The sequence below is a fragment of the Rhizobium mesosinicum genome, from assembly GCF_019511345.1.
GTDB lineage: Bacteria > Pseudomonadota > Alphaproteobacteria > Rhizobiales > Rhizobiaceae > Rhizobium > Rhizobium mesosinicum.
Genome location: NZ_JAEUAK010000007.1, coordinates 69,433 through 92,107, shown reverse-complemented (window position 1 = coordinate 92,107; position 22,675 = coordinate 69,433). Strand labels below are relative to the sequence as shown.

Sequence of the window (22,675 nt, the reverse complement as noted above, 5' to 3'; positions counted from 1 at the left end):
AGATTATGGGTTTTCGCGAAGTCTCGGATCGAGATGGTCGCGAAGCGCATCACCCAAGACATTGATGGCGAGAACAGTGACCGCGAGGCACACGGATGGCCAGACCACATACATGGGATTCTGGCTAAGATAGCCGCGCGCCGTCCCGATCATCTGCCCCCATGACGGTTCGGGCGGCACGATGCCGAGACCGAGGAAACTCAGGCCTGATTCAAGCAGGATCGCGGCCGCAATCGTTAGCGTGGCCTGAACCACCAGCGGCGAAAGAATGTTCGGCAGGATCGCCCGCAAGACGACCCGAAGGTAGCGCGCGCCCATGGCGTGCTCGGCTTCCACGAATTCCTGCCTGATCACCTGCAGGGTCGCCGATTGCGCAACCCGCGCAAATTGAGGGATGAAGATGATGCCGATGACCACACTGAGGCTCACCACGCCACTGCGCCAGAAACCGACGGCCAACAACGCAAGCAGGATTGCCGGGAAGCTCAGCATGATATCGACGCCGCGCATGACGAAGAAGGCGAACACCGGCCGGCTGTAGGCGCCCACGATGCCGCAAGCCGTTCCGCCAATCGCGGCGATAATGGTGGAAATGACCGCAACCAGGATCGTCGGACGGATGCCGACCAGGAGACGCGATAATATATCGCGGCCGAACTCGTCGGTGCCGAGCAGGTATTGCGTCGAACTCGCCTGATTGACCGCATTCTGGTTGATGGCGAGGGGGTCGTGCGGGGCGAGAAGAGGTCCCGCCAGGGCGATCCCGAGAACCACCGTCACGACGACGAGACTGGAGGCGACGAGCGGCCGGCGAAAAAGAAAGATCGTCTTCATGCGCGTTTCCGGCGGATGCGTGGATCGAGCAGGCTGTAGAGGATGTCGACGCACAGATTGATCAGGATGAACAACGCCGCGATGGTCAGGATGCTTCCCTGGACCAGGGGATAGTTGCGGTTGGAAACGGCCGTGACGAGAAGGGTGCTCAATCCTGGCCAATTGAAGAGGGCTTCGACTAGAACCGTGCCGCCCATCAGATTGCCGAGTTGCAGGCCGATAATCGTCACGATCGGGATTGCCGCATTGCGCAGGACGTGAAGCCAGATCACGCGGCGTTCGCGCATTCCCCTTGCCCTCAGAGATCGCACAAAATCACGACCCAGGATCTCCAGCATCGATGAACGCGTCATGCGGGCGATGGAAGCGGCGAGCCCGAGCCCGAGCGTGACCGCCGGTAAGGTCAGTTTCTGAAAATGCAGGAAGGCGTTTCGGGAAATGTCGGTGTAGCCGCTCGACGGGAGCCATCCGAGCTTGAGGCTGAGCAGCAGGATGAGAAGCGACCCGAGAATGTAGACGGGCACCGAAATGCCGAGCGTCGAGAGTGAGGTCAAAAGACCGTCGAGAAAGCGCCCGCGTCGCAACGCTGCCGCAATGCCGACGGGCACGCCGATGATGGCGGCAAGGACGATTGCGGCGCTCGCAAGCTCGATAGTCTTGGGAAGACTGGAGGTCACGTATTCCATGACCTGAACGCCGTCGAGAGAGTTGCCGAGATCGCCGCTTGCGGCATCGCCGAGCCATTTGAAATATTGGGAGAGGACGGGCTGGTCGAGGCCCAGCTGATGGCGCATTGCGGCGACCGTTTCCGGGGAAGGATTGCTCTCCGGCCCGAGCAGCAGCAGCACCGGATCCCCCGGCATGATGTACATGATGGAAAAGACGAGGGTCGCGATGACCCAGAGCTGGACCAGCGCCGTGATCAGTCTCGATCCGAGCGTGATGACGAATGTCGACAGGGTTTCCATCAACGCACCTCCAGAGCGGTTGGCTGCGCCGTGCCGATCTTTGGCACGGCGCTGAGAAGCGTTCGGGTATATTCAGCCTGGGGATTGTCGAAGACATCCGCGGCAGGGCCTGTCTCGACGATCCTGCCCTTCTGCATCACCGCGATCGTATCGCTGACGTGGCGGACGACCGACATGTCATGGGAAATGAACAGGTAGGTCAGGTCGAATTCGTCCTGCAAATCCTGCAGCAGGTTGAGGACCTGCGCCTGAACGGAGACATCGAGTGCCGAGACGGCTTCGTCGCAAATCAGAAGCTTCGGCTTGAGGGCCAGAGCGCGGGCAACGACGATACGCTGACGCTGGCCGCCCGAGAACTCGTGGGGATAGCGACGCATTGCATCCCGGGGCAGGCCCACAGCATCGAGGAGCCTTGCAACCGTCGCTTCGCGATCGCGGCCCTTTTCGTGAATGTCGATCGGCGCGGCGACAAGGTCGACGACCGTCTGTCTCGGATTGAGAGAGCCATAAGGGTTCTGGAACACCAGGGCAAAGTCGCGCCGGGCGGCACGCAATCGATCGTGGTCGAGCGAGACGAGATCGCGGCCCTCAAATTCGATGGAACCGCTGTCAGGCTGCATCAATCGCATGACGAGCCGTGAGAGGGTCGACTTCCCGCAACCCGACTCGCCAACGAGGCCGAGCGTCGAACGGGCACGGATGGTTAGGCTGACATCGTCGACGGCGCGGAAGGGCTGCGGCGCCGAAAGGGCGCTTTGCCGCGTCCAGAATGTCTTCGTCAGATTGCGGATATTCAGGAGCGTCGTGCTCTCCGGTTCCGCAACGGGCCGCAGCCTCCGCGCCGGGCGTGCTTCGACGATGCTTGCGATTGCGCCGCTCCCGTCTCTGCCGATGACCGGAAGACGCGTCTTCGGTGCGGAAACGGACGGCATCGAGGCGATCAGCGCTTCGGTATATGGGCTGCGCGGGGTGGCGAAGAGATCACCTGTGGCGGCCTCCTCCATCAGGTCGCCACGGTAGATGACGGCAACGCGGTCGGCGACTTCGTAGATGACGCCAAGATCGTGCGTGATGAGCAGGATGGCGGCGCCCATCTCCTGGTTGAGACTGCGCAGAAGGCCGAGCACCTGCTTCTGCACCGTAACGTCAAGGGCTGTCGTCGGTTCATCGGCGATGATGACATCGGGCTTGCAGGCAACCGCCATGGCGATCATCACGCGCTGGCATTGCCCACCCGAAAGCTCGTGAGGGTAGGAGCGCATGCAGCGCGCCGGATCGGCGATCCCAACTCGCGCCAGGAGATCGCGCGCCCGCTCGCCGGCTTGCCGACGGGTCATCCGCTCATGCAGCAGGATCGCTTCGACGATCTGGCTTCCGCAGGAGAATACCGGATCGAGGGACGCCATCGGATCCTGAAAGATCATCGAGATGCGTTTGCCGCGCAGCTTTCGCAAGACGTCCGGCCGAGCCGTCAGCAGATTTTCGCCGGCGAAGTCGACACGTCCACTTGTGACCACCGCGTTGCGCGGCAGAAGACCCATCGCAGCCAGCGACAGGATGGTTTTCCCGCTGCCGCTTTCACCGACGAGACCGAGGATTTCACCCGATGTCAGCGCAAGTGACACGCCGTTGACCGCAGTGCGCAGGCCCTCGCCCGTCTTGAAGGCGACGGAAAGATTGTCAATTTTCAGAACTTCCCTACCCGGCATACCGCAATCCGATCTGCGATTTCTGCCCTCCATTGCCGGAGAGCCTGTTCCCGTAGTTTTTGAGCGCTTATGCGCATATTTTGAATTATTAAGGCACAAAGCGCCAAACTCCGTCAAGCACACGTTTGTATTTTGGCAGAAACTTTTCTTTGGTGATAGTTTTTGAAGCTTTTTTGAGATTTCTACCAAATTCCAGCTTGTCAGAAACGAAAAGCCCACTTACCGTCAATGCAACCGAATGCGCGACCGGTCAGTCGCGACTGGGGAATGGACAATGACACCAGAACATCACTCACGCGTGGCGCTGATTTCAGGGGCGAGCCGCGGCATCGGGCTCGCGATTGCCCGCGAACTCGCCGAACATGGTTATCGCCTCAGCCTCGGCGCCCGCGACGTCAAGACGGTGGAGGCCCAGTTCGGCCCGGAAAACGATCGGCTGCACTATGCGCATTTCGATGCCTACGATCCGGCAACGGCAAAGCAATGGGTGGCTGCTGCTGCCGCGAAATTTCAAAGGATCGACGCACTCGTCAACAATGCCGGCCTCGGTGAGCGCGTGTCGCTCATGGACGATAACGACGAGGCACTCGACCGGCTCTGGGCCGTCAATGTAAAGGCGCCACTGCGCCTCACCCGTCTTTGCATGCCCCACCTCGAAGCGACAGGCGCCGGACGTATCATCAACGTCGTCTCGCTATCTGGAAAGCGGGTCAGAAACGCCTTCGTCGGCTACAACATGACCAAGTTCGCTCTGATGGGGCTGACCCATACGACACGCCATGTCGCCTGGGAAAAGGGCGTGCGGGCAACGGCGATATGCCCGAGCTTCGTGCGCACCGAAATGAGCGCCTACACGAACAAGGTCACGCCCGATGAGATGATCCAACCGGAAACCCTTGCCTCGCTCGTGCGCACCGCGATTGAGCTTCCCAACAATGCAGCAATGGCTGAGATGCTGGTGAATTGCCGGCTCGAAGACATGCTCTGATCAATGCCCGCGAGATAGCACTATGTCACGTATTATTCCCGACGCCGTCCCCTCCGCTCAGGCCCTGCCGGCAAAGGTGGATGTCGTCGTCATCGGCGGCGGAATCGTGGGCGCCTCGACGGCGCTGGAGCTGGCCGAACGCGGTGTTTCCGTTGCGGTTTGCGAAAAAGGTCTTATCGCGGGCGAACAGTCGGGGCGCAACTGGGGCTGGGTGCGGCAGATGGGGCGCGACCCCTCCGAACTGCATCTCGCCATCGAGAGCCTTTCTCTCTGGAAGGGTATGAACGCGCGCACCGGCGAGGAAACCGGGTTCCGGCAGACCGGCATCGCCTATCTTTGCCGCAACGCACGCCAGGAGGCTGAATACGAGGCCTGGCTGGTGCATGCGCGCGATGTCGGCCTCGATTCCAGACTGTTGAGAAGCGAGGAATTGAGCCGGCACCTGCCCGGCATGACCGGCGGGTTTACTGCCGCCCTACATACCTCCACCGACGGCCGTGCCGAACCGTTCAAGGCCGCCCCTGCGATTGCCCGCGGCGCCATCCGCGCCGGCGCCCATGTGATGACGGGCTGCGCGGTCCGGGCGATCGAACGCTCGGCAGGTGCGGTCAGCGGCGTAATCACGGAACGGGGCCGCATTGCCTGCTCGTCCGTCATCCTGGCAGGCGGCGCCTGGTCGCGGCTTTTCAGCGGAAACATGGGCGTTGATTTTCCGCAGCTGAAGATCCTCGGTTCCGTGGCGCGTGCCACTTCGGTCGACGGTGTGCCAGACCTGCCCGTCGGTGCGGACAATTTCTCCTTCCGGCGACGGCTGGATGGCAGCTTTTCGATCGCCATGCGCAACGCCAACATCGCGCCGATCGTGCCGGACAGCTTCCGGCTGTTTGCCGATTTCGTGCCAACACTTATCAAAAGCTGGCGCGAGCTGAAACTCAGGGTCGGCAATAGGTTCATCGAAGAATGGCGGACGCCCAGCTCCTGGACGCCTGATGCGATAACGCCTTTCGAACAGGTGCGAATTCTCGATCCCGTACCCTTCGAGCGCTTCAACCGGGAAGGCCTTGCGCATCTCGTCAAGGCATTTCCGGCCTTTGCCGAAAGCCGCATCACGCAGAGCTGGGCCGGGCTGATCGATGTAACCCCCGATGCGGTTCCGGTCATCGGGCCGGCCGGCGGCATTCCTGGGTTCTTCATCGCCAGCGGCTTTTCCGGCCATGGTTTCGGCATCGGTCCGGGTGCTGGAAAGCTGATGGCCGACATCGTCACCGGCGCGCGGCCCTGCGTTGACCCTGCGCCATTCCGCTTCGATCGTTTCAAGAAGACCAAGGCAGCCTGATCCGCTTGCGAAAGCCTTGGCCACAGAGGGTGAAGACATGGCATTGAGAATTGGAGTAGATTCCGGCGGCACGTTCACCGACGTCTGCCTGTTCGACGACGAAACCGGCAAGCTCGACATCTGGAAAGTGCCATCGACACCGGACGATCCTTCACGCGGGATCGCAGATGGTGTCTCGGAAGGGCTCGCGACCGTGGGCAGCACGGCGGCGCATGTGGCCTTCCTTGGCCACGGAACCACTGTCGCCACCAACGCGCTGATCGAGCTCAAAGGTGTCGCCACCGGGCTGATCACCACCGACGGCTTTCGCGACCTCCTGGAGATCGGCCGCCAGAAACGCCCAAGCCTTTACGACATGAACGCCGAAAAGCCGGAAACCCTGGTCAGCCGTGACCGCCGGCAGGAGGTCCCCGAACGGCTCAAATGCGATGGCTCGATGGATCGCTCGCTCGACGAGCAAAAGCTGCGCGCCGCTGTGCGCAAGCTTGCCGAGGAGGACGTCAAGGCAATCGCGGTTTGTTTCCTCTACGGCTTCCTGAACAGCGCCCACGAGCAGCGCGTGGTCGAGATCCTTCGTGAAGAAATGCCTGATGTCTTCGTCAGTGCATCGCATCTGGTGGCGCCGGAGTTTCGCGAATACGAGCGCATGTCGACCACGGTCGTCAACGCCTATCTCGGCCCAGTCATGCAGCGCTATATCGACCGGCTCAAACTGCGCCTGAGCAAACTCGGCGTGCCTGTCGCCCCGCAGCTGACCCAGTCTAACGGTGGCGTGATCGGCTTCGACATGGCCGCGCAGCTTCCGGTCCGCACCGTGCTGTCCGGTCCGAGCACCGGCGTCGTGGCGGCCCAGGCAGTCGGACGCCTTGCCGGCTTCGACAATATCATCACCTTCGATGTCGGAGGAACCTCGAGCGACGTGGCACTGCTGCAGGGCGGCATCTGCAAGCTCACCGGTGAAGCCAATGTGCATGGTTATCCGATCAAGGCGCCGATGCTCGACATCCACACGGTGGGCGCCGGCGGCGGCTCGATCGCCTTTGTCGACAGCGGCGGACTGTTGAAGGTCGGCCCGCGCTCGGCAGGCGCCGACCCCGGGCCAGTCTGCTACGGACGCGGCAATACGGAGGCGACCGTCACCGACGCAAATATCGTTCTGCAGACCCTCAATCCCGTCGAAATCCTCGGCGGACGCATGAAGGTACGGCGTGATCTCGCGATCGAAGCCGTGCAGCGCCTTGCCGATCAACTCGGCCTTGGGCTGATGGAGACGGCGCAGGGCATCATTTCCGTCGTCACGGCGAATATGGCCAAGGCCATCCGCCTGATCAGCGTCCAGCGCGGGCATGACCCACGCGACTACGCGCTGATGGCATTCGGTGGCGCAGGGCCGCTGCACGCCGCCCGGCTCGCCAAGGAACTCGACATGAGCCGCATCATCGTGCCGCTCACACCGGGCACGCTCTGCGCACTTGGCCTGCTTCTGACCGATCTGCGCTCGGATTTCGCGATCTCTCGTCTGATGAAAGTCGACGAGAACGCCGTCGAACCGATGATCAGCGGTTTTGAGGCACTCGAAACCCAGGCCGACACCTGGTTCGATCAGGAGTCAATCGAGCCAGGTCGGCGCGTTGTCAATCGGACCGCGGATATGCGCTATTTCGGCCAGAACTACGAGCTGCAGGTCTCCGTGCCTGCTGGTCCGTTGGCACCGGATACTCTTGCTGCCCTGATCAAGGGCTTCGAGCAGGCCCACCTGCAGCGCTTCGGCTTCATCGCCGAGGGCGAGGCGATCCAGATCGTGACGTTGCGGCTTGAGGCGGCCGGTGTCGTCAACAAGGCCGAACTTGCCTCATTGCCGGACGCCGGCCCGTCCTGCGACGCCGCCGTCATCGGCTCGCGACAGGTTTATATGGACGAGGCCAAGGACTTCGTGCCCTGCCCCGTCTATGCCCGCGAGAAATTGAAACCGGGCAACCGCATCGCCGGTCCGGCGATCGTCGAGCAGATGGACACCACCACCGTCATCCTGCCGGATATGCAGGCGACGGTCGATCCCTATCTCAACCTCATTCTGGAGACGCGGGCATGAGCAAGATCGACCCGATCACCGTCGAAGTCATCGGCAGCGCGCTGACGTCGATCGTCGAAGAAATGGGCGAGGCGCTGGTGCGTGCCAGTTACTCGACCAACATCAAGGAGCGACGCGACTGCTCCACTGCCCTGTTCGACAGGCATGGCAACACGCTTTGCCAAGCCGAGCACATTCCGATGCATCTTGGAAGCTTCATCGGGATCATCCCGCACATCAACAAGCGCTTCGCCGCCGATGATATCAAGCCGGGTGACGTGTTCATGGGCAATGACGCCTACGAGGGCGGTGCAACACATCTGCCGGATATCGTGCTCGCAGAACCCATCTTTCATGGCGAGACGATGGTTGGATGGGCGGTCAATACGGCTCACCATGCCGACTTCGCCGACCGCGGCCATGCCCATATCTATCAGGAAGGTCTGCGCATCCCGCCCGTGCGGCTCTATCGTCAGGGTCAGTTGCAGCAAGACCTGCAGGATATGTTCCTGCTGAATTGCCAGGTTCCTCACGAGCGGCTTTCTGATTTGCGCGCCCAGATGTCTGCCAACCGGCTTTGTGTCCAGCGCATGCAGGATCTCTGCACGAAATATGGTGCCGATCTCGTGCTTTCCGCCGGCGATGCCCTGCAGGACTACGCGGAGCGCAAGATGCGGGCCGGCATCGCAGCTATCCCGGACGGCGTTTACAGCTTTACGGATTACTTCGACAGCAACCAGTTCTCCGATGTGATGGAACTCAAGGTGGACATCACCGTCAAGGGCGATGCGATGCACATTGCCTTCGATGCGCCACCCCAGGTCCCCGTCGGGCTCAACGTCATCTACACCGCACTTCTGGCGACCTGCTATTATGCGGTCAAGGCCGTCATCGATCCGACGATCCTGCCGAATGCCGGTCTTTCGCGCCCCATCAGCGTCGAGGCGCCGCATGGATCGCTGCTCAACTGCAAGCACCCGGCGGCCGTCGACGGTCGTATCGCCGCCTGCCAGCGGGTTGCCGATCTGGTGCAGGGCGCGCTGGCCAAGGCCTTGCCCGGCAGGGTCACGGCCGCCGGCAACGGCGCCTGCACTGGCGCGCTCTTTACCGGCACACGCGAAGATGGCTCGCTCTGGGTCTATCTCGAGACGATCGGCGGTGGTGGCGGTGCACGGCCGACGGCAGACGGCCTGAGCGGCGTGCACGTCCACATGACGAACACATCCAACCTTCCGGTCGAAGCACTCGAACTCGAATATCCTCTGACGCTCCTGCGCTATGAACTCGTCAACGGCTCGGCCGGAGCCGGCACCTGGCGCGGCGGCATGGGCTTGCGGCGCGTCTATCGCATCGAGGCCGATTGCCGCTTCAGCGTCGAAGGTGGCCGGCTGTCCGTCTATCCCTGGGGGTTGGAGGGCGGCCTGCAGGCGACCGGTTCTCATTTTGATTTCGGCGACGGCCAGCAGAATCTGCCTGGAACGGTGCAGTTGAAGGCGGGACAGGTGGTCGAGCTCGTGACGCCCGGGGGTGGCGGCTACGGCTCGCCCTCCGGCCGATCCGTCGACTCCATTCGCCGGGACATCAAGGAAGAACGCATCACGGCCGAATTTGCCGAACGCATCTACGGCCGCGGCACCGAACAAGAATCGCATCTGGCGGCGACCGCTTGATCGTTCAATCCCACATCAGAGGAAGGATCTCATCCGTGGTAAAGGTAACGAAAGTCAAATCTGGCAGCCTCTACGAAGAAAAGGAAAGCTACTCGCGCGTCGTTGCGGTCGACAATTGGGTGTTCGTGTCCAACACCGCCGGACGCAACTATAAGACCCGGGAAATGTCGACCGACCCGGTCGAACAGGCCAAACAGTGCTTCCACAATATCGAAGGCGCCCTTGCAGCAGTTGGCGCAACGCTTGCCGATGTCGTGCGTTCGCGCGTCGTCATTCCGAACGTTGCCGATGCCCCCGCCGTCATGGCCTATGTCGGGGAAAAGTTCAGGGGCATCGATCCCTGCAGCACGGTCACCTGCCCGCCGCTCGGCGGCCCGGATTTCCGCGTCGAGATCGAAGTGACCGCCTATAAGGGCGTGGGTGCAGCCGGCTCGGAATATATCAACGTCAGCCTTTAACGACGACCCCGGCCGCCCGACATTGGCGGGCGGCCGGCCACCAAAGCGAGGCGTTGCCCCTGCTTTTCGTTTTCCCACTGTTTCTGTAAGGTCGCGCTCCATTGAGAAAGAAAGAGGGTCTGCTCTTGGCTGAGACGGAAACACCGCAATCGGAAGACTTCTTGCCCGCCGAGCGGCGCGAGAAAATCATGGAATGGTTTTCGTCCAATCAGGTCGCCTCAAGCCAGGATCTCGCCAAGCGTCTCAATACTTCCATCTCGACGATCCGTCGCGACCTCGACTTTCTGGCGTCCCAAGGTGTCGTGAGAAGAACTCATGGCGGAGCCGTACGTGTTCGTCGCAATACGACGTTCGAGCAACTGGTCGATGAAGCGCGCCAGACGGCTGTCGAGGAAAAACGGGCCATCGCCGTCGCGGCCGCAAAATTGCTTCAGCCGGAACAGAGCATCTTCATCGATTCCCGCTCAACGCTTCACCAATTCGCCTATGTCATCACCGAATTGACGATACCGCTGACGGTGGTGACGAACGACGTGCATGTCGCCGATGTCCTCGTCAACAAAGATCATATCAAGCTCGTGGTTCCTGGTGGGATCTGTCGACCAGGGGCCTATTCCCTGCTCGGGGAAACGGCGATCAATTTCGTTCGCGAGCTACGCTGCGATCATCTTTTCCTGTCTTCTCAGGCAGTCGACACGGAGTGCGCGAGCGACACGTCCCTGGAACTGGTCCAGCTGCAACGCGCGATGATCGACGCCTCGGTCGAAACGACACTTTTGATCGACAGCAGCCGGTTCGGTAGCAGGGCAATCTACCGAACAACGCCAATCGAACGGATAAATCGTATCATCACCGACGAGGGTCTGAATGCCGAGGAACGGGTACGATACGCCTCTGTCGTGGCTGACCTGATCATCGCGCCCTATGTCGACGAACTTCAGGAGGAGTCCGAATGAGTTTGCGGAGTAATCGAGAAAGCGCCTGTGTCCTTTCAACCGGTAACGCTGACCGCCCGTGACCGCAGAAAAAGCTAAAGGAAAAGCAGCGCGATCGAACTCAAACGTCACGATCGTCGATATCGCCCGGCTCGCCGGCGTCAATCCGTCGACGGTCAGTCGCGCTCTTTCGGGATCATCGGCCGTGACGCTGCAGACGCGTGCGCGCATTGCACAGATCGCCAAGGAAAGCGGCTATATCGCAAATCACAACGCACGCATGCTCCGGTCGCGAAAAGCCAACCAGATCCTCGTTATTGTTCCAAACATCGCCGCCTTTTCGCATCCGGATGTCATATTGGGCATCGAGGAGGCGCTTGAAGAATACAATATCGGTGTCATCGTTGGCAGCACGAAGGGGAGCGAGGCGCGGGAGATTGCACTGGCCCGGCAGCTTGTAACCGGAGCAGCCGACGGCCTCATTTTGTTAAACGGGAGACTTCCGGACGAACTGGGCGAGCTTACGCACTACAGTCGCAGGATCGTCGCAATTTCCAGACCTGTCGCGAATCCTGGAATAGCCTTCGTCGGCATAGACAACGAGCAGGCTGCAACTGAAGCGACGAGATATTTGCTTTCGCTCGGCCGCAAGCGCATAGCTCACATCGGAGGGCCGGAGCAGAGCCCGATCTTCGCCGCGCGCGCCCGTGGCTATCGGACTGCAATGGAGCAAGCGGGCCTTGAAGACATTAGCGACGTGCAGCATTTCAGCTCGTTCGATATCGCGGCGGGTAGAGATGCGATGCGCAGCATCCTTAGCAGAAAGCAGCTTCCCGATGCTATTCTGTGCGCCAGCGACGAACTTGCGTTCGGCGCGATTCAGGTCGCGAGGGAACGTGGCATAAAGGTCCCCGAGCAGCTCGCTTTCATCGGTTTCGACAACCATCCGGTCAGCGAAGCCTTCAGCCCTGCATTAACGACAATTTCCGTGCCGCGCAGACGTCTCGGCGTCCTGGGAGCGCAAACGCTGCTTCGTCAAATCGATGCTGATGTCGACGTCGCCGAACCTCAGTTACTGCCCTATGAGTTCCTGGTTCGAGCGAGTTGCGGGAGAAACGGCTTTGCATCCTAGTCCGGCTGCGCTCCGCGTTGTTAGGCCTCACACCATGGACACCGCTAGCCTGAGCCCCTTTATTGGACGATTGGCTGAGTTGATGAGACTCGAACCATCGACCCCCTCTAACACAAAACTGAACAGTTTCGGTAACTTAGATTCCCCTCCGAACAGCGCAAATCTATCCACGTTTCTGAAGCCGGTTCGTTCGCCAAAGCCGCGGACTCGATGAATTTGCCCCGATCATCCGTGAGCAAACTGGTGCAAGATCTGGAGGCGCATCTTGGAACGAAACTCGTCGAGCGCACCACGCGCTCCGTGACAATGACGAGTGAGGGCGTGACGTATCATGAGCGCGCGTTGCGGCTGCTGGCGGACCTCGATGACATGGACGGCACAGTCGCAGGCTCAAGAAGCGATCCAAAAGGAAAGCTTCGGGTTGATGTCGGTTCGGTCCTGGCTAACGAGATACTGATCCCGTCCCTTCCGGACTTTCAAAAACAATATACAGACATCGATCTGATGCTGGGCGTCAGCGACCGGTCGGCAGACTTGATCGGCGAAGGCATCGATTGTGTGATCCGTGGCGGCTCGCTCGCGGATTTCTCAATGAAGGCACGGAAGCTTTGCGAACTCGATTACGTCCTATGCGCGGCCCCGCTTATCTCGCTTGCAGCTTAAGGGTTACCACGCTGATAATGCTCGCGGCGTTCGCCGGCGGGGCATCATCGGACGGCGGTCGGCATTGCAGGACTCGCTCTTTGCGAGCTGGCGACACGAGGACACGCGGCTGGCGATCCGAACCATGCGGCCCTTATTCGGTCAGCGGTAGAGGCGGTCCATGTGCTCTCGGCGGCCGCATGGGTCGGCGCGCTGCTTCCATTCGTTCTGCTGGTGAGGTTGTCGCGGATCCCCCATGAATCGACGAGGCGCGGTGATTTCGATGGGTCGCTTTTCGAGCCTCGGCCACGCCGCGGTCGCCATCGTCTGACCAGCGGCGCAATAAATACCTGGCTCATCCTGCGAAGGCTGCCGCTCAACATGGCCGCCCCTTACCAGTGGAAGCTGCTCGCCAAGATCTTCGTCGCGGCGTTCATGACATGCCTCGCGATCTCCAACCGGTACCTTGTCCTTCCGCTTAATCGAAAGCACCCGGAACCTGCAGACCCCTTCTCATCACGGCTGCCGCTTTTGAAGTCGCGCTTTGGTTGGTTGCCTTGGCGTTCGTGTCGTCCTTCGGTCTCGACGACCCTGCCACCTGAGTTTTTTCGTTCGCGAGGGGAATAGATGCCTCAGCCGGATGTCTACACGTTTAGAAAACACAAGGAAGAAGCCGATGACGATTTGGTCGACTGGCAAACCAGCAGCTTTTGCGGCCATCATTGTTGCAGCCGCGGGCATTCATCCGGCCCTGGCTCATGACTCGGCACAGCACCAGCACGCGCAGCATCAACACGATACGACGGTTTCGGATAGCGCCGAAGCCGCTTACCTCGCTGAGAACGTCGCCGCCATGGAAAAGATGATGGCGGATATGGAGGTGAAGCCGAGCGGCAATGTCGACCGTGACTTCGTGGCGATGATGACGCCGCATCACCAAGGTGCGATCGACATGGCGCTTGCCGTTCTCAAATACGGGAAGAACGAGCAGCTCAAGCGCATCGCGCAGGAGATCATCGTCGACCAGCAACAGGAGATCTCGGCCATGAAGCTTGCGATCGGCGACACCCTTCCGCCCTCCGGTCCCGCTCCCACGCAAGCCGCCCCGGAGAACACTCCCGCCCCGTCCATGCCCGGCAAGACAATGCAGGGCTCCCAACATGAAGATGTAACGCAGAGGTCCTCCCCATGAACATTCGCACATCTTTTGCCGCCAACCTCCTGGCGGGCAGCATGCTATTGCCTTTGTCCGCGCTTGCCGGACAGGCGCCAGGCGCCGCCTCAGATCCGAATATCGCGATCAGCAGCAAGGACCGCGTCTATGCCGCCGAGCAGTTCTCCAATACCGTTTCGGTCAGTGATCCCTCGACCAACAAACTGCTCGGCGTCATCAAGCTCGGCGATCCGCAGCCGGGAAACTTAAGCCCGCTCTACAAGGGCCAGGTCCTCGTTCACGGCATGGGCTTCTCGCCGGATCACAAGACGCTGGCGGTCGTGTCGATCGGCTCCAACTCCGTCACCTTCATCGATACGGCCACGAATGCAGTGAAGCATACGACCTATGTCGGCCGCTCTCCCCACGAGGCCTTCTTCACGCCCGACGGCAAGGAGGTCTGGGTCACGGTTCGCGGCGAGGACTATATTTCGGTCATCGACGCAGCGACCTTCGAGGAAAAGGCGCAGATCAAGGTGCCGGCCGGCCCCGGCATGCAGATTTTCTCGCCGGATGGAAAGTTCGGCTATATATGCTCGTCCTTCAATCCGGAGACTGTTGTTGTATCCGTCGCCGACCACCAGATCGTCGGGCACCTGAAGCAGGAAAGCCCATTCTGCCCCAACATCGCCGCTTCGCCGGATGGCAAACAGGTCTGGTTCACCCTGAAGGATGTTGGCAAGACGCAGGTCTTCAATGCCCAGGCACCCTTCGACCTGATCAAGACGCTCGACACAGGGCCGATCACCAATCACGTCAATCTCGTCACCAACAAGAATGGCAGCTTTGCCTATGTGACGGTCGGGGGGCTGAATCAGGTCAAGGTGTTCCGCACCGATACTTTCGAGCAGGTTGCGACCATTCCGGTTGGCAACCTGCCGCACGGCATCTGGCCCTCGGGCGACGGCACCCGCGTCTATGTCGGCCTGGAAAATGCCGACCAGTTCGCGGTGATCGACACGCTGACCAACAAGGTGATCGCCAATATCCCGATAGGCCAGGCGCCGCAGGCGGTGGCATACGTTCCGAATGCCGTGGCGGATGGCGATGGCCTGGCAAACCTGGTGCCGCTTGGCAAGGCGGGCGAAGCTGCCCACCTGAAGCTCTCTGCAAAAGGGGAAAAGGACAAGACGCCGTCCAGCGTTTCCTTGTTTGATCAGGGTCTGACGCAGGTCCTGCAGGCCTCGGTCACGGGACTGGAGCCCAAGACCATGTATGTGCTGGCCCTTTCCGACAAAGCCGACGGCAGTGGTCCGCTTGAAGCACTGTCGAATTTCATGACCAATCCGGCAGGCTCGGCGATCGTCAATGCCGTCGGACCCATCCGGCAGATCGTAGAAGCCAAGCACAAGGACGAACGCCGGTACCTCGTGGTGGCCTCCGTCGACGACGGCAAGCCCGGCAAGGTGCTGCAGGTTCAGGCTGCGGAGTAATGAAGGCCGGATGGTCCGCGCACCCGCGCAGGCCATCCATTCGGAGGGTCAGAACATGGATGACTTGCTTTCCCAGGTGGAGCCGATGATCCCGGCCCTCAGGCGCTATGCGCGAGGTCTTGTGCGCGACACCGAAGCCGCCGACGACATCGTTCAGGATTGCCTGGAGCGTGTCGTGGCAAACTGGAGCCGCCGCCGCGATGAAAACGCCCGTTCCTGGGTGTTTGCCATCCTGCACAATCTGGCCGTCAACAGGCTGAGGCAGGATGCCAGACGGGGCGCTTCCCTGCCGATCGAAGATGCGCCCGAAGCCTTGAATGCACGCGCGGCGACGCAGGAGGAGACGATCTACGGCCAGGAGGTCATGGCGGCCGTCGATCGCCTGTCACCCGATTACCGCAGCGTCCTGCTGCTGGTCTCGGTGGAAGATCTTTCCTATGCCGAGGCGGCAAAAGTGCTGGAGATCCCGCTCGGAACCGTCATGTCGAGATTGTCGCGGGCGCGCGAGCAGTTGAGGACGATGCTGGAATTGAAGCCGTTGGGAGCCTATGCCAGCGGCCCCTATATCCGGAGGGTGAAATGAACATGAAGCCGATCACTGAAGACGACCTCCAGGCCTACGTGGACAATGCGCTGGACGCGGAGCGTCACTGTGACGTGGCCGAGTACCTGCGGGAAAACCCCGAAGCGGATGCTCGCGTCACAGCCTACCGGACCCAGGCTGCGTCGCTACGCTTCGCCCTCGATCCCGTGGCGCGCGAGCCCGTACCATCCAGACTGAACCTCCGGACAATCGCGGCGGCTCATCCCCCTGCCCCCGCCCGTAGGCCACGACAATTCCGGCTTGCTGCTGCTGCCGTCCTGCTGCTGGCGATCGGCGCAACGGGCGGCTGGATGATCAAGGGCTACACCCTGCCTCCGACCGAAGGCGTGGCGGCGCTCGCGCAGGAGGCATCTGCCAGCTACGGCACCTTCGCTCCAGATCGTCTGCATCCCGTTGAGGTGCGAGCGGACGGAGGCGACACGCTTCACCAGCTCGCCTCCGCGACGCTGGGACGCGCCGCCGCCATTCCGGACCTCAGCAAGGCCGGCTACCGCCTCATGGGCGGGCGTGTGGTCCCGACTGCACATGGTCCCGGTCTTATGCTGATGTACGACGACGATAAGGGTAGCCGCCTCGTCATGCTCACCCGTCCCATGATGGTGGACCAGAACAAGCCGATGGTTGCTAGTGAAACGGGCTATATTAGAGGCTGGAGCTGGGCAAAGAACGGTCTGGGCTACAGCCTCGTCGGGGCGCTACCACACGACGACCTCCACCCGATCGCAGACGCGGTCCGTTCGCAGACTTAGGGTACGCGTATATCGAACGTCTTTTGCTCTTGAATGGAAACTAACCTTCGACCCTTACGATCCTGGCAAAGTTGCTGAGGCGATCCTAGGTTTCCGAAAAAGGCAAAACCTGCAGGTCGGCCTCAGGATATCGCCTCCGTCAACCAGACATACGATCGCGCTGACGCGCGCATAGGATCGCCGATGCTCGCTTTGGATCCGGGGGCAGAATGGCATTCTTTAAAGCGAACGAATATTCGTGCTGCGGATTGTCCAGCACCTTACGCGCCTCGCCGCTTTCGACGACCACGCCTTTGCGCATGATGATGACACGGTCGGCTATATAGTAGGCGGTCGCAAGATCGTGAGTGATGTAGATGATTGATACCTTCAACGCGTCGCGCAATTCGCGAAAGAGATTGACGATCGACATGCGCAGCGACGCATCCACCATGGAAACTGGCTCGTCTGCGACGATGAGCTTCGGTTCGGGAATGAGCGCGCGTGCCACCGCGATGCGCTGGAGCTGGCCGCCGGACAATTCGTGCGAATAACGTCCGCGAACCTCCGCAATGGAGAGGCCGACCCGCTGCAGCGACATATCTGCCAAGGCCTCCCTTTCGGCGCGGCTCTTCGCACCTTTGAAGCGATGCGCCGTGGCATACAGATACTCGTCGATACGTGTCAGCGGATTGAAGGCTTCGAAGGGATTCTGGAAAACCGGCTGAACCTTGGTCATGAAGGCCTCGCGGGCGTTGCGGCTGCTGATATCGCCGATGTCGGCGCCGTCGAAGCGGATGGTGCCGCGATCTGCGGCCTCGCTGCCGAGGATCATCTTGGCGAGTGTGGATTTGCCGGAGCCGGATTCGCCGACGATCGTGAAAATCTCTGGCCTGTCAGACGCAAGCGCAAAGCTCACGTCATCGACTGCCGTCATCCTGGCCCGTGAAAAGAACCCGCCGATCGGAAAGAACTTGCTAACATTTTCAAGCTGGAGAAGGTGTTCACTCTTCATTGGATCTTGTACTCCCCTGCCCTGAAACAGGCCACGCGCCCGCCGGCCGCGCTCGGCTGCATGACAGGAACCTCCTTCGAGCACCTGTCGATCGCAATCGGACATCGTGGATGGAAGCGACATCCCGACGGCGGGTTCGAGAGCGCCGGAGGTTTGCCCTGCAGGCTCTTCCGCGTCCTGGTATCGCCGATGCGTGGCAGGCTGCCGATCAGATGCGCCGTATAGGGATGTTGCGGATTGTCGAAGATCGCCTGCGTCGGTCCTTCTTCGGCGAGCCGCCCCGCATACATGATCGCAAGGCGATCGGTGATGGCAGCATGGACGGACATATCATGGGTCACGAAGATGACCGAGGCTTGCATGCGTGTCTGCACTTCCTTGATCAAGGCCAGAACATCCTGCTGCACCAAAACGTCGAGCGCCGTCGTAGGCTCGTCGGCGATGATGAATTCCGGTTCGCAGACGGTCGCAAGCGCAATGGTCAGCCGCTGGCGCATGCCGCCGGAGAGCTGGTGCGGAAAGGCTTCAAGGACGTGCGGGTCGAGATGCAGGCGGGCAAGATGCGCCTCGACCCGCTGGCGGAAGGCCGCTTGATCCAGCCCCATATGGCGGGAGGCGAAATCATTGAAAGCGTGCTTCACCCGCCGGACCGGGTTCAGCACGTTCATCGAGCCCTGCATGATGTAGGAAAGATGTCGCCAGCGCGCAGCCCGCATCTTTTGCGGTTCGCCATAGACGTCGATCGGCTTGCCATCGAAATTGAAGTTGACCGTGCCGCCGATGACCCGCATCGGCGGACGAATGGCGCCGGCAAGCGTCTTGATGAGCGAGGTCTTGCCACTCGAGGATTCTCCGGCAATGCCGTAGATTTCGTTCTTGCTTACGGTCAGGCTTATATCGTCGACGGCCCTGATCTCGCGCCGGACACCGAAATAATCGTTGACGTAGTAGCATTTGAGCCCGTCGATCGTCAGCGCGTCCCGGGAGTTTTCGACGAGGGTCAAAGGTGCTTTCCTCAAAGAATTCTGCATCGTCTCAGGCTCCCATCCGGGCCAGCCGCGAGCGCGGATCGATATATTCGTTGACCGACATGGCGAGCATGAAGAGGCCGAGGAAGAGGATGACCACGAAGAGCATCGGGAAGGCCACCCACCACCAGATGCCAGCAACCATGGCGGAATGCGCATTGGCCCAGTAGATCATGCCACCGATCGTCGGCCGGTTGATGTCGGAAAAGCCGAGAATGGAGAGCGTCACTTCCAGGCCGATTGCCCAGATGAGGTTGTTCATCGTGGTGAAGAAGACGATCGGCATGACATAGGGAAGATGCTCGCGAATGAGGATCTGCGACGTGCGCATGCCCGAAAAGACGGCGTGCCGGGTAAATTCCCGTTGACGTAGCGATAGTGCGACGGAGCGGATGAGCCGGCTGTCATGCGTCCAACCGAGCAGGGCTGCGACGACCGCCAGCATCGACCATGTCATCTGGTCACGCAGGACAAAGACCAGAAGAAGCAGGATCGGGATGTTTGGCAGTGCGCCCAGCGTATCGTTGACGCCCATGATGATCTGGTCGGTGCGCCCGCCGATGTAACCGGAGACGAGGCCGACGACGAGCGCGATGAGGCGGCTGATGATGGCGACGATGATGCCGAAGAGCAGCGTGTTGCGCAGCGACGCGCCGATCTGCCAGAAGACATCCTGCCCGCGCGACGTCGTGCCGAACCAGAATTCGGCCGATGGCGGCATGTCGGGGATCACGACATAGATGGCGGTCTCGTCATAGGGCGAGAAAAAGGAGGAGACGATCAACCCGACAATGATCAGGATCAGGATCGTCCCGAACAGGAATTCCTTGTTGTAGCGGAGCAGGTCTCTGAGGATCTTGAACATCGCATTTATCCCAGTTTCACGCGCGGATCGATCAGCGGATAAATGACGTCGATCACGAAGACGGCCGCGGCGACGGCGATGATGGCGATGGTCGTGACACCGAGGACCAGGCTGTAATCGCCGGAATAGATGCCCGAGATCAGCAGCTTGCCGATGCCCGGATAGTTGAAGACAAACTCGACGATGACGGCACCGCCGAAGACATTGCCGAGGCTGAGCGCGAGACCCGTAACCTGCGGCAGCATGGCGTTCCGGGCCACGTAATACGAAAAGATGCTGCTTGAGCGCACACCACCGAGCTCGGCATAAACGACATGATCGTCGGTGATGATGTTGGAGACGAGCGAACGCATGGAGATGAACCAGCCGCCGATGCCGACGAGGACCAGCGTCAGCGCCGGCAGAATTCCGTGTTCGATAACCGAACTGATGAAGGCCCAGCTGAAGGCAGGCGTAAGATTGACCTGCGCGCCACCACTGATCGGCAGGATCGGCCAGACGAAACCAAAGAGAATGACGAGGCTGAGGCCGATAATGTAGGTGGGGATCGGCTGCAAAGCCATGATGACGATGCCGGCAAGCTTGAGCAGCCGGCTGTTGCGGAAATAACCGGCAAGCGCGCCGAGCAGGTTGCCGATGATCCATGCAATAATCGTGGCAAGCGTCAGAAGGCCGACGGTCCAGGGCAAAGCGCGTCCGATGACGGTCATGACCGGCGTCGGGAACGACGACAGCGACGGACCGAAATCGCCGGTCAGCACCCGTCCCCAGAACGTGAAATACTGATCGAGAAGCGGGCCGCCGGTTCCATAGAGCTCCCGCAGCGACTGTCGCAGAATTTCAACCGATTGTGGATCGGTCGAGCCGAAACTCGTCAAGAGCGATACGGTCTGCTCCACCGGGTCGACCGGCGAGAAATGCGCGATCAGGAATGCGAGCGTGATGCCGGTCACGACCACGAAAAGGAACTGCAGGAAACGTTTGCCCGCATAGATCAGAAAACCATTCATGGCATCCATCCTCCAGTAGCAGAAGGGGAGCGGCGGCAATCGGCCACTCCCGTGTCGACGCGATCAGTTCTTCGGAGCGTCCGGATTGGCCTTCAGGCCGGTCACCATGTAACGAATGTTCGACCAGTTCGGGCCCGAGGCGGAATAGGGGTTTTCAGCGCTCGGATAGTTCGTCCAGTAGGTCGTGTCGAACGGGGCGAACTTGTTGTAGGCCATCAGCGGAATCATCGGCATCTCTTCGACCGCGAGCTTCAGGAAATCCTGACCGACCTTGGTGACATCGGGAGAATCGAAGGCGATGGACCGGTTCTTCGCGATGATCTGATCGAGACGCGGATCCTGCCAGCGCTGCAGGTTGCGCGGCGGCTGGATCTGGCCGAGCGGCTTGATGAATTCCGAATGGTAGCTGTCTAGGAAGAAGGACAGATCCGGATGGCCGCCCCAGGTTTCAATACTCCAGTAGATTGCGGCTTCGTAATCGCCGGTGCTGAGGCGCTGACCGTTGGTCGGGCCGGCAACGTCGACCTTGGTGGCAATGCCGTTCTGGCTCCATTGCTGGGCAATGACCGTGCCGGCACGCGCGAGTGTCGGAATGGCGTCGCCCTCGACTTGCAGGCGAATCGTGAACGGCGTGCCGTCGGGCTTCAGCCATTGATTGCCGCTCTTCTTGAAACCGGCCTTCTGCAGGAGCTCGGTTGCAGCTTGAACGTCCTGCTTCCACCAGCCGAAGCCGAAGGTACGCTGCAGCTGTTTCGGATCGGTCGGGATCTGGTCGCCCCACTGGCCACGGACCATGGTGGCGATCTGGGCGGAGATATTGGGATCATAGGGCTTGATCTTGCGGCTGCCGGTATCGAGCTCGAAATTGGTGAGCCAGTCCTGCATCGGCGCGTAATAATCGTCCGGGGCCGAGCCGGTCGGCGGCGTGGCGAGAGCAGCCAGATTGGCGGCACCGCGATAGGAGCCGAGAGCCACGGCGCGGATATCGATCATCAATGCCAGCGCCCAGCGCACATCCTTGTTGTCGAAGGGCGGTTTCTTGGTGTTGAGCAACACGGAAGGCAAGGTCGGATCGGGATGGGCGAAGGGGAAGCCCTTCAGCCAGGAGGCGACGCTCTTGCTGTCGCGCATCATCGCAAACATGCCCTCGGGTGCCATGTCGTTGATCACGTCGAGATTATGATTGCGCTGCTCGATGACGCGCGCTTCCGGGTTGCCGGCGGCGCGATATACCACGTACTTCACCTGCGGCGGCTCCTTGGCGGCCATACCGATCGAGGTGCGCTGCCAGTCGTCACGCAATTTCCAGATGGTCCAGTTGCCGCCCTTGTCATAGCTCTGCAGTACATAGGCGCTGAGCGAGACGGGCGGATTGTTCTTGAACGCCAGGGGATCGCCGGCCTTTTCGAAGACATGCTTCGGCATGATCCAGGCGGCGTTCCAGCGCACGGTGAACAGCGTATGAAAACGCGAATTGGGTTTCTTCAGATGGAAAACGACTGTCTGCGGATCGGGATTTTCAACGCTGGCAACGTTGACGGAAAAAGGCGCGCTCCACGACATGCCGGGATGGTCGATCTGAGTCTTGACCGTATAGACCACGTCATCGCTGGTGAATTCGACACCGTCGCTCCAATAGACGCCCTTGCGCAGCTTCACGGTCATTTGCGTGAAATCGGCATTATAAGCCGGCGGCTCGGTGGCGAGCGCATTCTGCCAGGCATCCGGACCACCCTCCGGATTGATGAACCAGAACGTATCGGTCGTCAGCTGCTGCAGGCCGTTGACATTGGCAGACCCGCCCCCGCCCGGCGCCCAGACATTAAACCAGTCGGCATTCTGCTGCGGCGTGCCCTGGATGATCAGAGTTTCGTTGCGCGGAATACCAGCAATGAAGTCCTGCGCATAAGCAGGCAGAGCGGCTAGAGACAATAAGACAATGGCTGCAAATCTTGGGAACTTCATCGGACGCTCCTCCTTGGCCCGCAGAGGCGGGCGCTTCCTGTAATCCGTTATCGATCACGCTCCGGCGAAAG

Annotated in this window: 19 protein-coding genes and 1 pseudogene; 12 read left to right on the top strand and 8 right to left on the bottom strand. The window is 60.6% G+C overall.

Going from position 1 to position 22,675, the window contains the following annotated elements; all coding sequences use genetic code 11:
- Positions 1–3: 3 nt before the first annotated feature.
- Genes JNB85_RS18985 through JNB85_RS18975 form a run of 3 tightly spaced genes read right to left on the bottom strand, consistent with a single transcriptional unit; the run spans position 4 to position 3,511 of the window.
- Positions 4–834: an ABC transporter permease gene (locus JNB85_RS18985; protein WP_220335856.1), complete on the bottom strand. Its 831-nt coding sequence runs from the start codon at positions 832–834 to the stop codon at positions 4–6.
- Positions 831–1,802: an ABC transporter permease gene (locus JNB85_RS18980; protein WP_220335855.1), complete on the bottom strand. Its 972-nt coding sequence runs from the start codon at positions 1,800–1,802 to the stop codon at positions 831–833. The genes JNB85_RS18985 and JNB85_RS18980 overlap by 4 nt, the downstream gene beginning before the upstream one ends.
- The gene (locus tag JNB85_RS18975) at positions 1,802–3,511 is read right to left on the bottom strand and encodes an ABC transporter ATP-binding protein (RefSeq protein WP_223216536.1); all 1,710 of its coding nucleotides are present in this window, start codon (positions 3,509–3,511) and stop codon (positions 1,802–1,804) included. Before JNB85_RS18975 ends, JNB85_RS18980 begins: the two co-directional genes overlap by 1 nt.
- A 274-nt stretch (positions 3,512–3,785) precedes the next feature.
- On the opposite strand from JNB85_RS18975, the gene JNB85_RS18970 reads away from it, so the two are divergent.
- The 12 genes and pseudogenes from JNB85_RS18970 (at position 3,786) to JNB85_RS18915 (ending at position 16,742) form a co-directional block, all read left to right on the top strand.
- Positions 3,786–4,499 (top strand): SDR family NAD(P)-dependent oxidoreductase, encoded by a 714-nt coding sequence (locus JNB85_RS18970; RefSeq protein ID WP_220335853.1) that lies wholly within the window; start codon positions 3,786–3,788, stop codon positions 4,497–4,499.
- A 22-nt stretch (positions 4,500–4,521) separates the two neighbouring features.
- Entirely contained in the window at positions 4,522–5,835 is a 1,314-nt protein-coding gene (locus JNB85_RS18965) for an NAD(P)/FAD-dependent oxidoreductase (protein ID WP_220335852.1), read from the top strand.
- Between the two features lie 37 nt (positions 5,836–5,872).
- Complete coding sequence (locus JNB85_RS18960; protein WP_220335851.1) at positions 5,873–7,927, top strand: hydantoinase/oxoprolinase family protein; 2,055 nt, start codon at positions 5,873–5,875, stop codon at positions 7,925–7,927.
- A complete protein-coding gene (locus JNB85_RS18955) occupies positions 7,924–9,576 on the top strand; it encodes a hydantoinase B/oxoprolinase family protein (RefSeq protein ID WP_220335850.1) in 1,653 nt (550 codons plus the stop codon). Before JNB85_RS18960 ends, JNB85_RS18955 begins: the two co-directional genes overlap by 4 nt.
- Positions 9,577–9,611: 35 nt before the next feature.
- Positions 9,612–10,034 (top strand): RidA family protein, encoded by a 423-nt coding sequence (locus JNB85_RS18950; RefSeq protein WP_220335849.1) that lies wholly within the window; start codon positions 9,612–9,614, stop codon positions 10,032–10,034.
- 125 nt (positions 10,035–10,159) lie between these two features.
- Positions 10,160–10,990 carry a DeoR/GlpR family DNA-binding transcription regulator gene (locus tag JNB85_RS18945; protein WP_220335848.1) on the top strand — a complete coding sequence of 277 codons (831 nt, stop codon included), beginning with the start codon at positions 10,160–10,162 and terminating at the stop codon, positions 10,988–10,990.
- A gap of 58 nt (positions 10,991–11,048) precedes the next feature.
- Complete coding sequence (locus tag JNB85_RS18940) at positions 11,049–12,101, top strand: LacI family DNA-binding transcriptional regulator (protein ID WP_220335847.1); 1,053 nt, start codon at positions 11,049–11,051, stop codon at positions 12,099–12,101.
- A gap of 165 nt (positions 12,102–12,266) precedes the next feature.
- Positions 12,267–12,746, top strand: a pseudogene (locus tag JNB85_RS18935) (LysR family transcriptional regulator); the annotation flags it as partial.
- Between the two features lie 673 nt (positions 12,747–13,419).
- Positions 13,420–13,935: a DUF305 domain-containing protein gene (locus tag JNB85_RS18930; protein WP_420852281.1), complete on the top strand. Its 516-nt coding sequence runs from the start codon at positions 13,420–13,422 to the stop codon at positions 13,933–13,935.
- Entirely contained in the window at positions 13,932–15,389 is a 1,458-nt protein-coding gene (locus JNB85_RS18925; RefSeq protein WP_220335845.1) for a YncE family protein, read from the top strand. The genes JNB85_RS18930 and JNB85_RS18925 overlap by 4 nt, the downstream gene beginning before the upstream one ends.
- 55 nt (positions 15,390–15,444) lie before the next feature.
- Positions 15,445–15,972, top strand: coding sequence for an RNA polymerase sigma factor (locus JNB85_RS18920; protein ID WP_220335844.1), 528 nt, complete (start codon positions 15,445–15,447; stop codon positions 15,970–15,972).
- Positions 15,969–16,742: an anti-sigma factor family protein gene (locus JNB85_RS18915; RefSeq protein ID WP_220335843.1), complete on the top strand. Its 774-nt coding sequence runs from the start codon at positions 15,969–15,971 to the stop codon at positions 16,740–16,742. Before JNB85_RS18920 ends, JNB85_RS18915 begins: the two co-directional genes overlap by 4 nt.
- Positions 16,743–16,881: 139 nt before the next feature.
- Here JNB85_RS18915 and JNB85_RS18910 read toward each other — a convergent pair whose 3' ends face one another.
- The 5 genes from JNB85_RS18910 to JNB85_RS18890 all read right to left on the bottom strand — a co-directional run bounded on the left by JNB85_RS18910 (position 16,882) and on the right by JNB85_RS18890 (position 22,604).
- Positions 16,882–17,736, bottom strand: coding sequence for an ABC transporter ATP-binding protein (locus tag JNB85_RS18910; protein WP_220335842.1), 855 nt, complete (start codon positions 17,734–17,736; stop codon positions 16,882–16,884).
- Entirely contained in the window at positions 17,733–18,767 is a 1,035-nt protein-coding gene (locus JNB85_RS18905; protein WP_220335841.1) for an ABC transporter ATP-binding protein, read from the bottom strand. Before JNB85_RS18905 ends, JNB85_RS18910 begins: the two co-directional genes overlap by 4 nt.
- A 4-nt stretch (positions 18,768–18,771) precedes the next feature.
- Entirely contained in the window at positions 18,772–19,629 is an 858-nt protein-coding gene (locus JNB85_RS18900; protein ID WP_220335840.1) for an ABC transporter permease, read from the bottom strand.
- A gap of 5 nt (positions 19,630–19,634) precedes the next feature.
- Positions 19,635–20,639 carry an ABC transporter permease gene (locus JNB85_RS18895; protein ID WP_220335839.1) on the bottom strand — a complete coding sequence of 335 codons (1,005 nt, stop codon included), beginning with the start codon at positions 20,637–20,639 and terminating at the stop codon, positions 19,635–19,637.
- A 63-nt stretch (positions 20,640–20,702) separates the two neighbouring features.
- The gene (locus tag JNB85_RS18890) at positions 20,703–22,604 is read right to left on the bottom strand and encodes an ABC transporter substrate-binding protein (RefSeq protein ID WP_220335838.1); all 1,902 of its coding nucleotides are present in this window, start codon (positions 22,602–22,604) and stop codon (positions 20,703–20,705) included.
- Positions 22,605–22,675 lie beyond the last annotated feature (71 nt).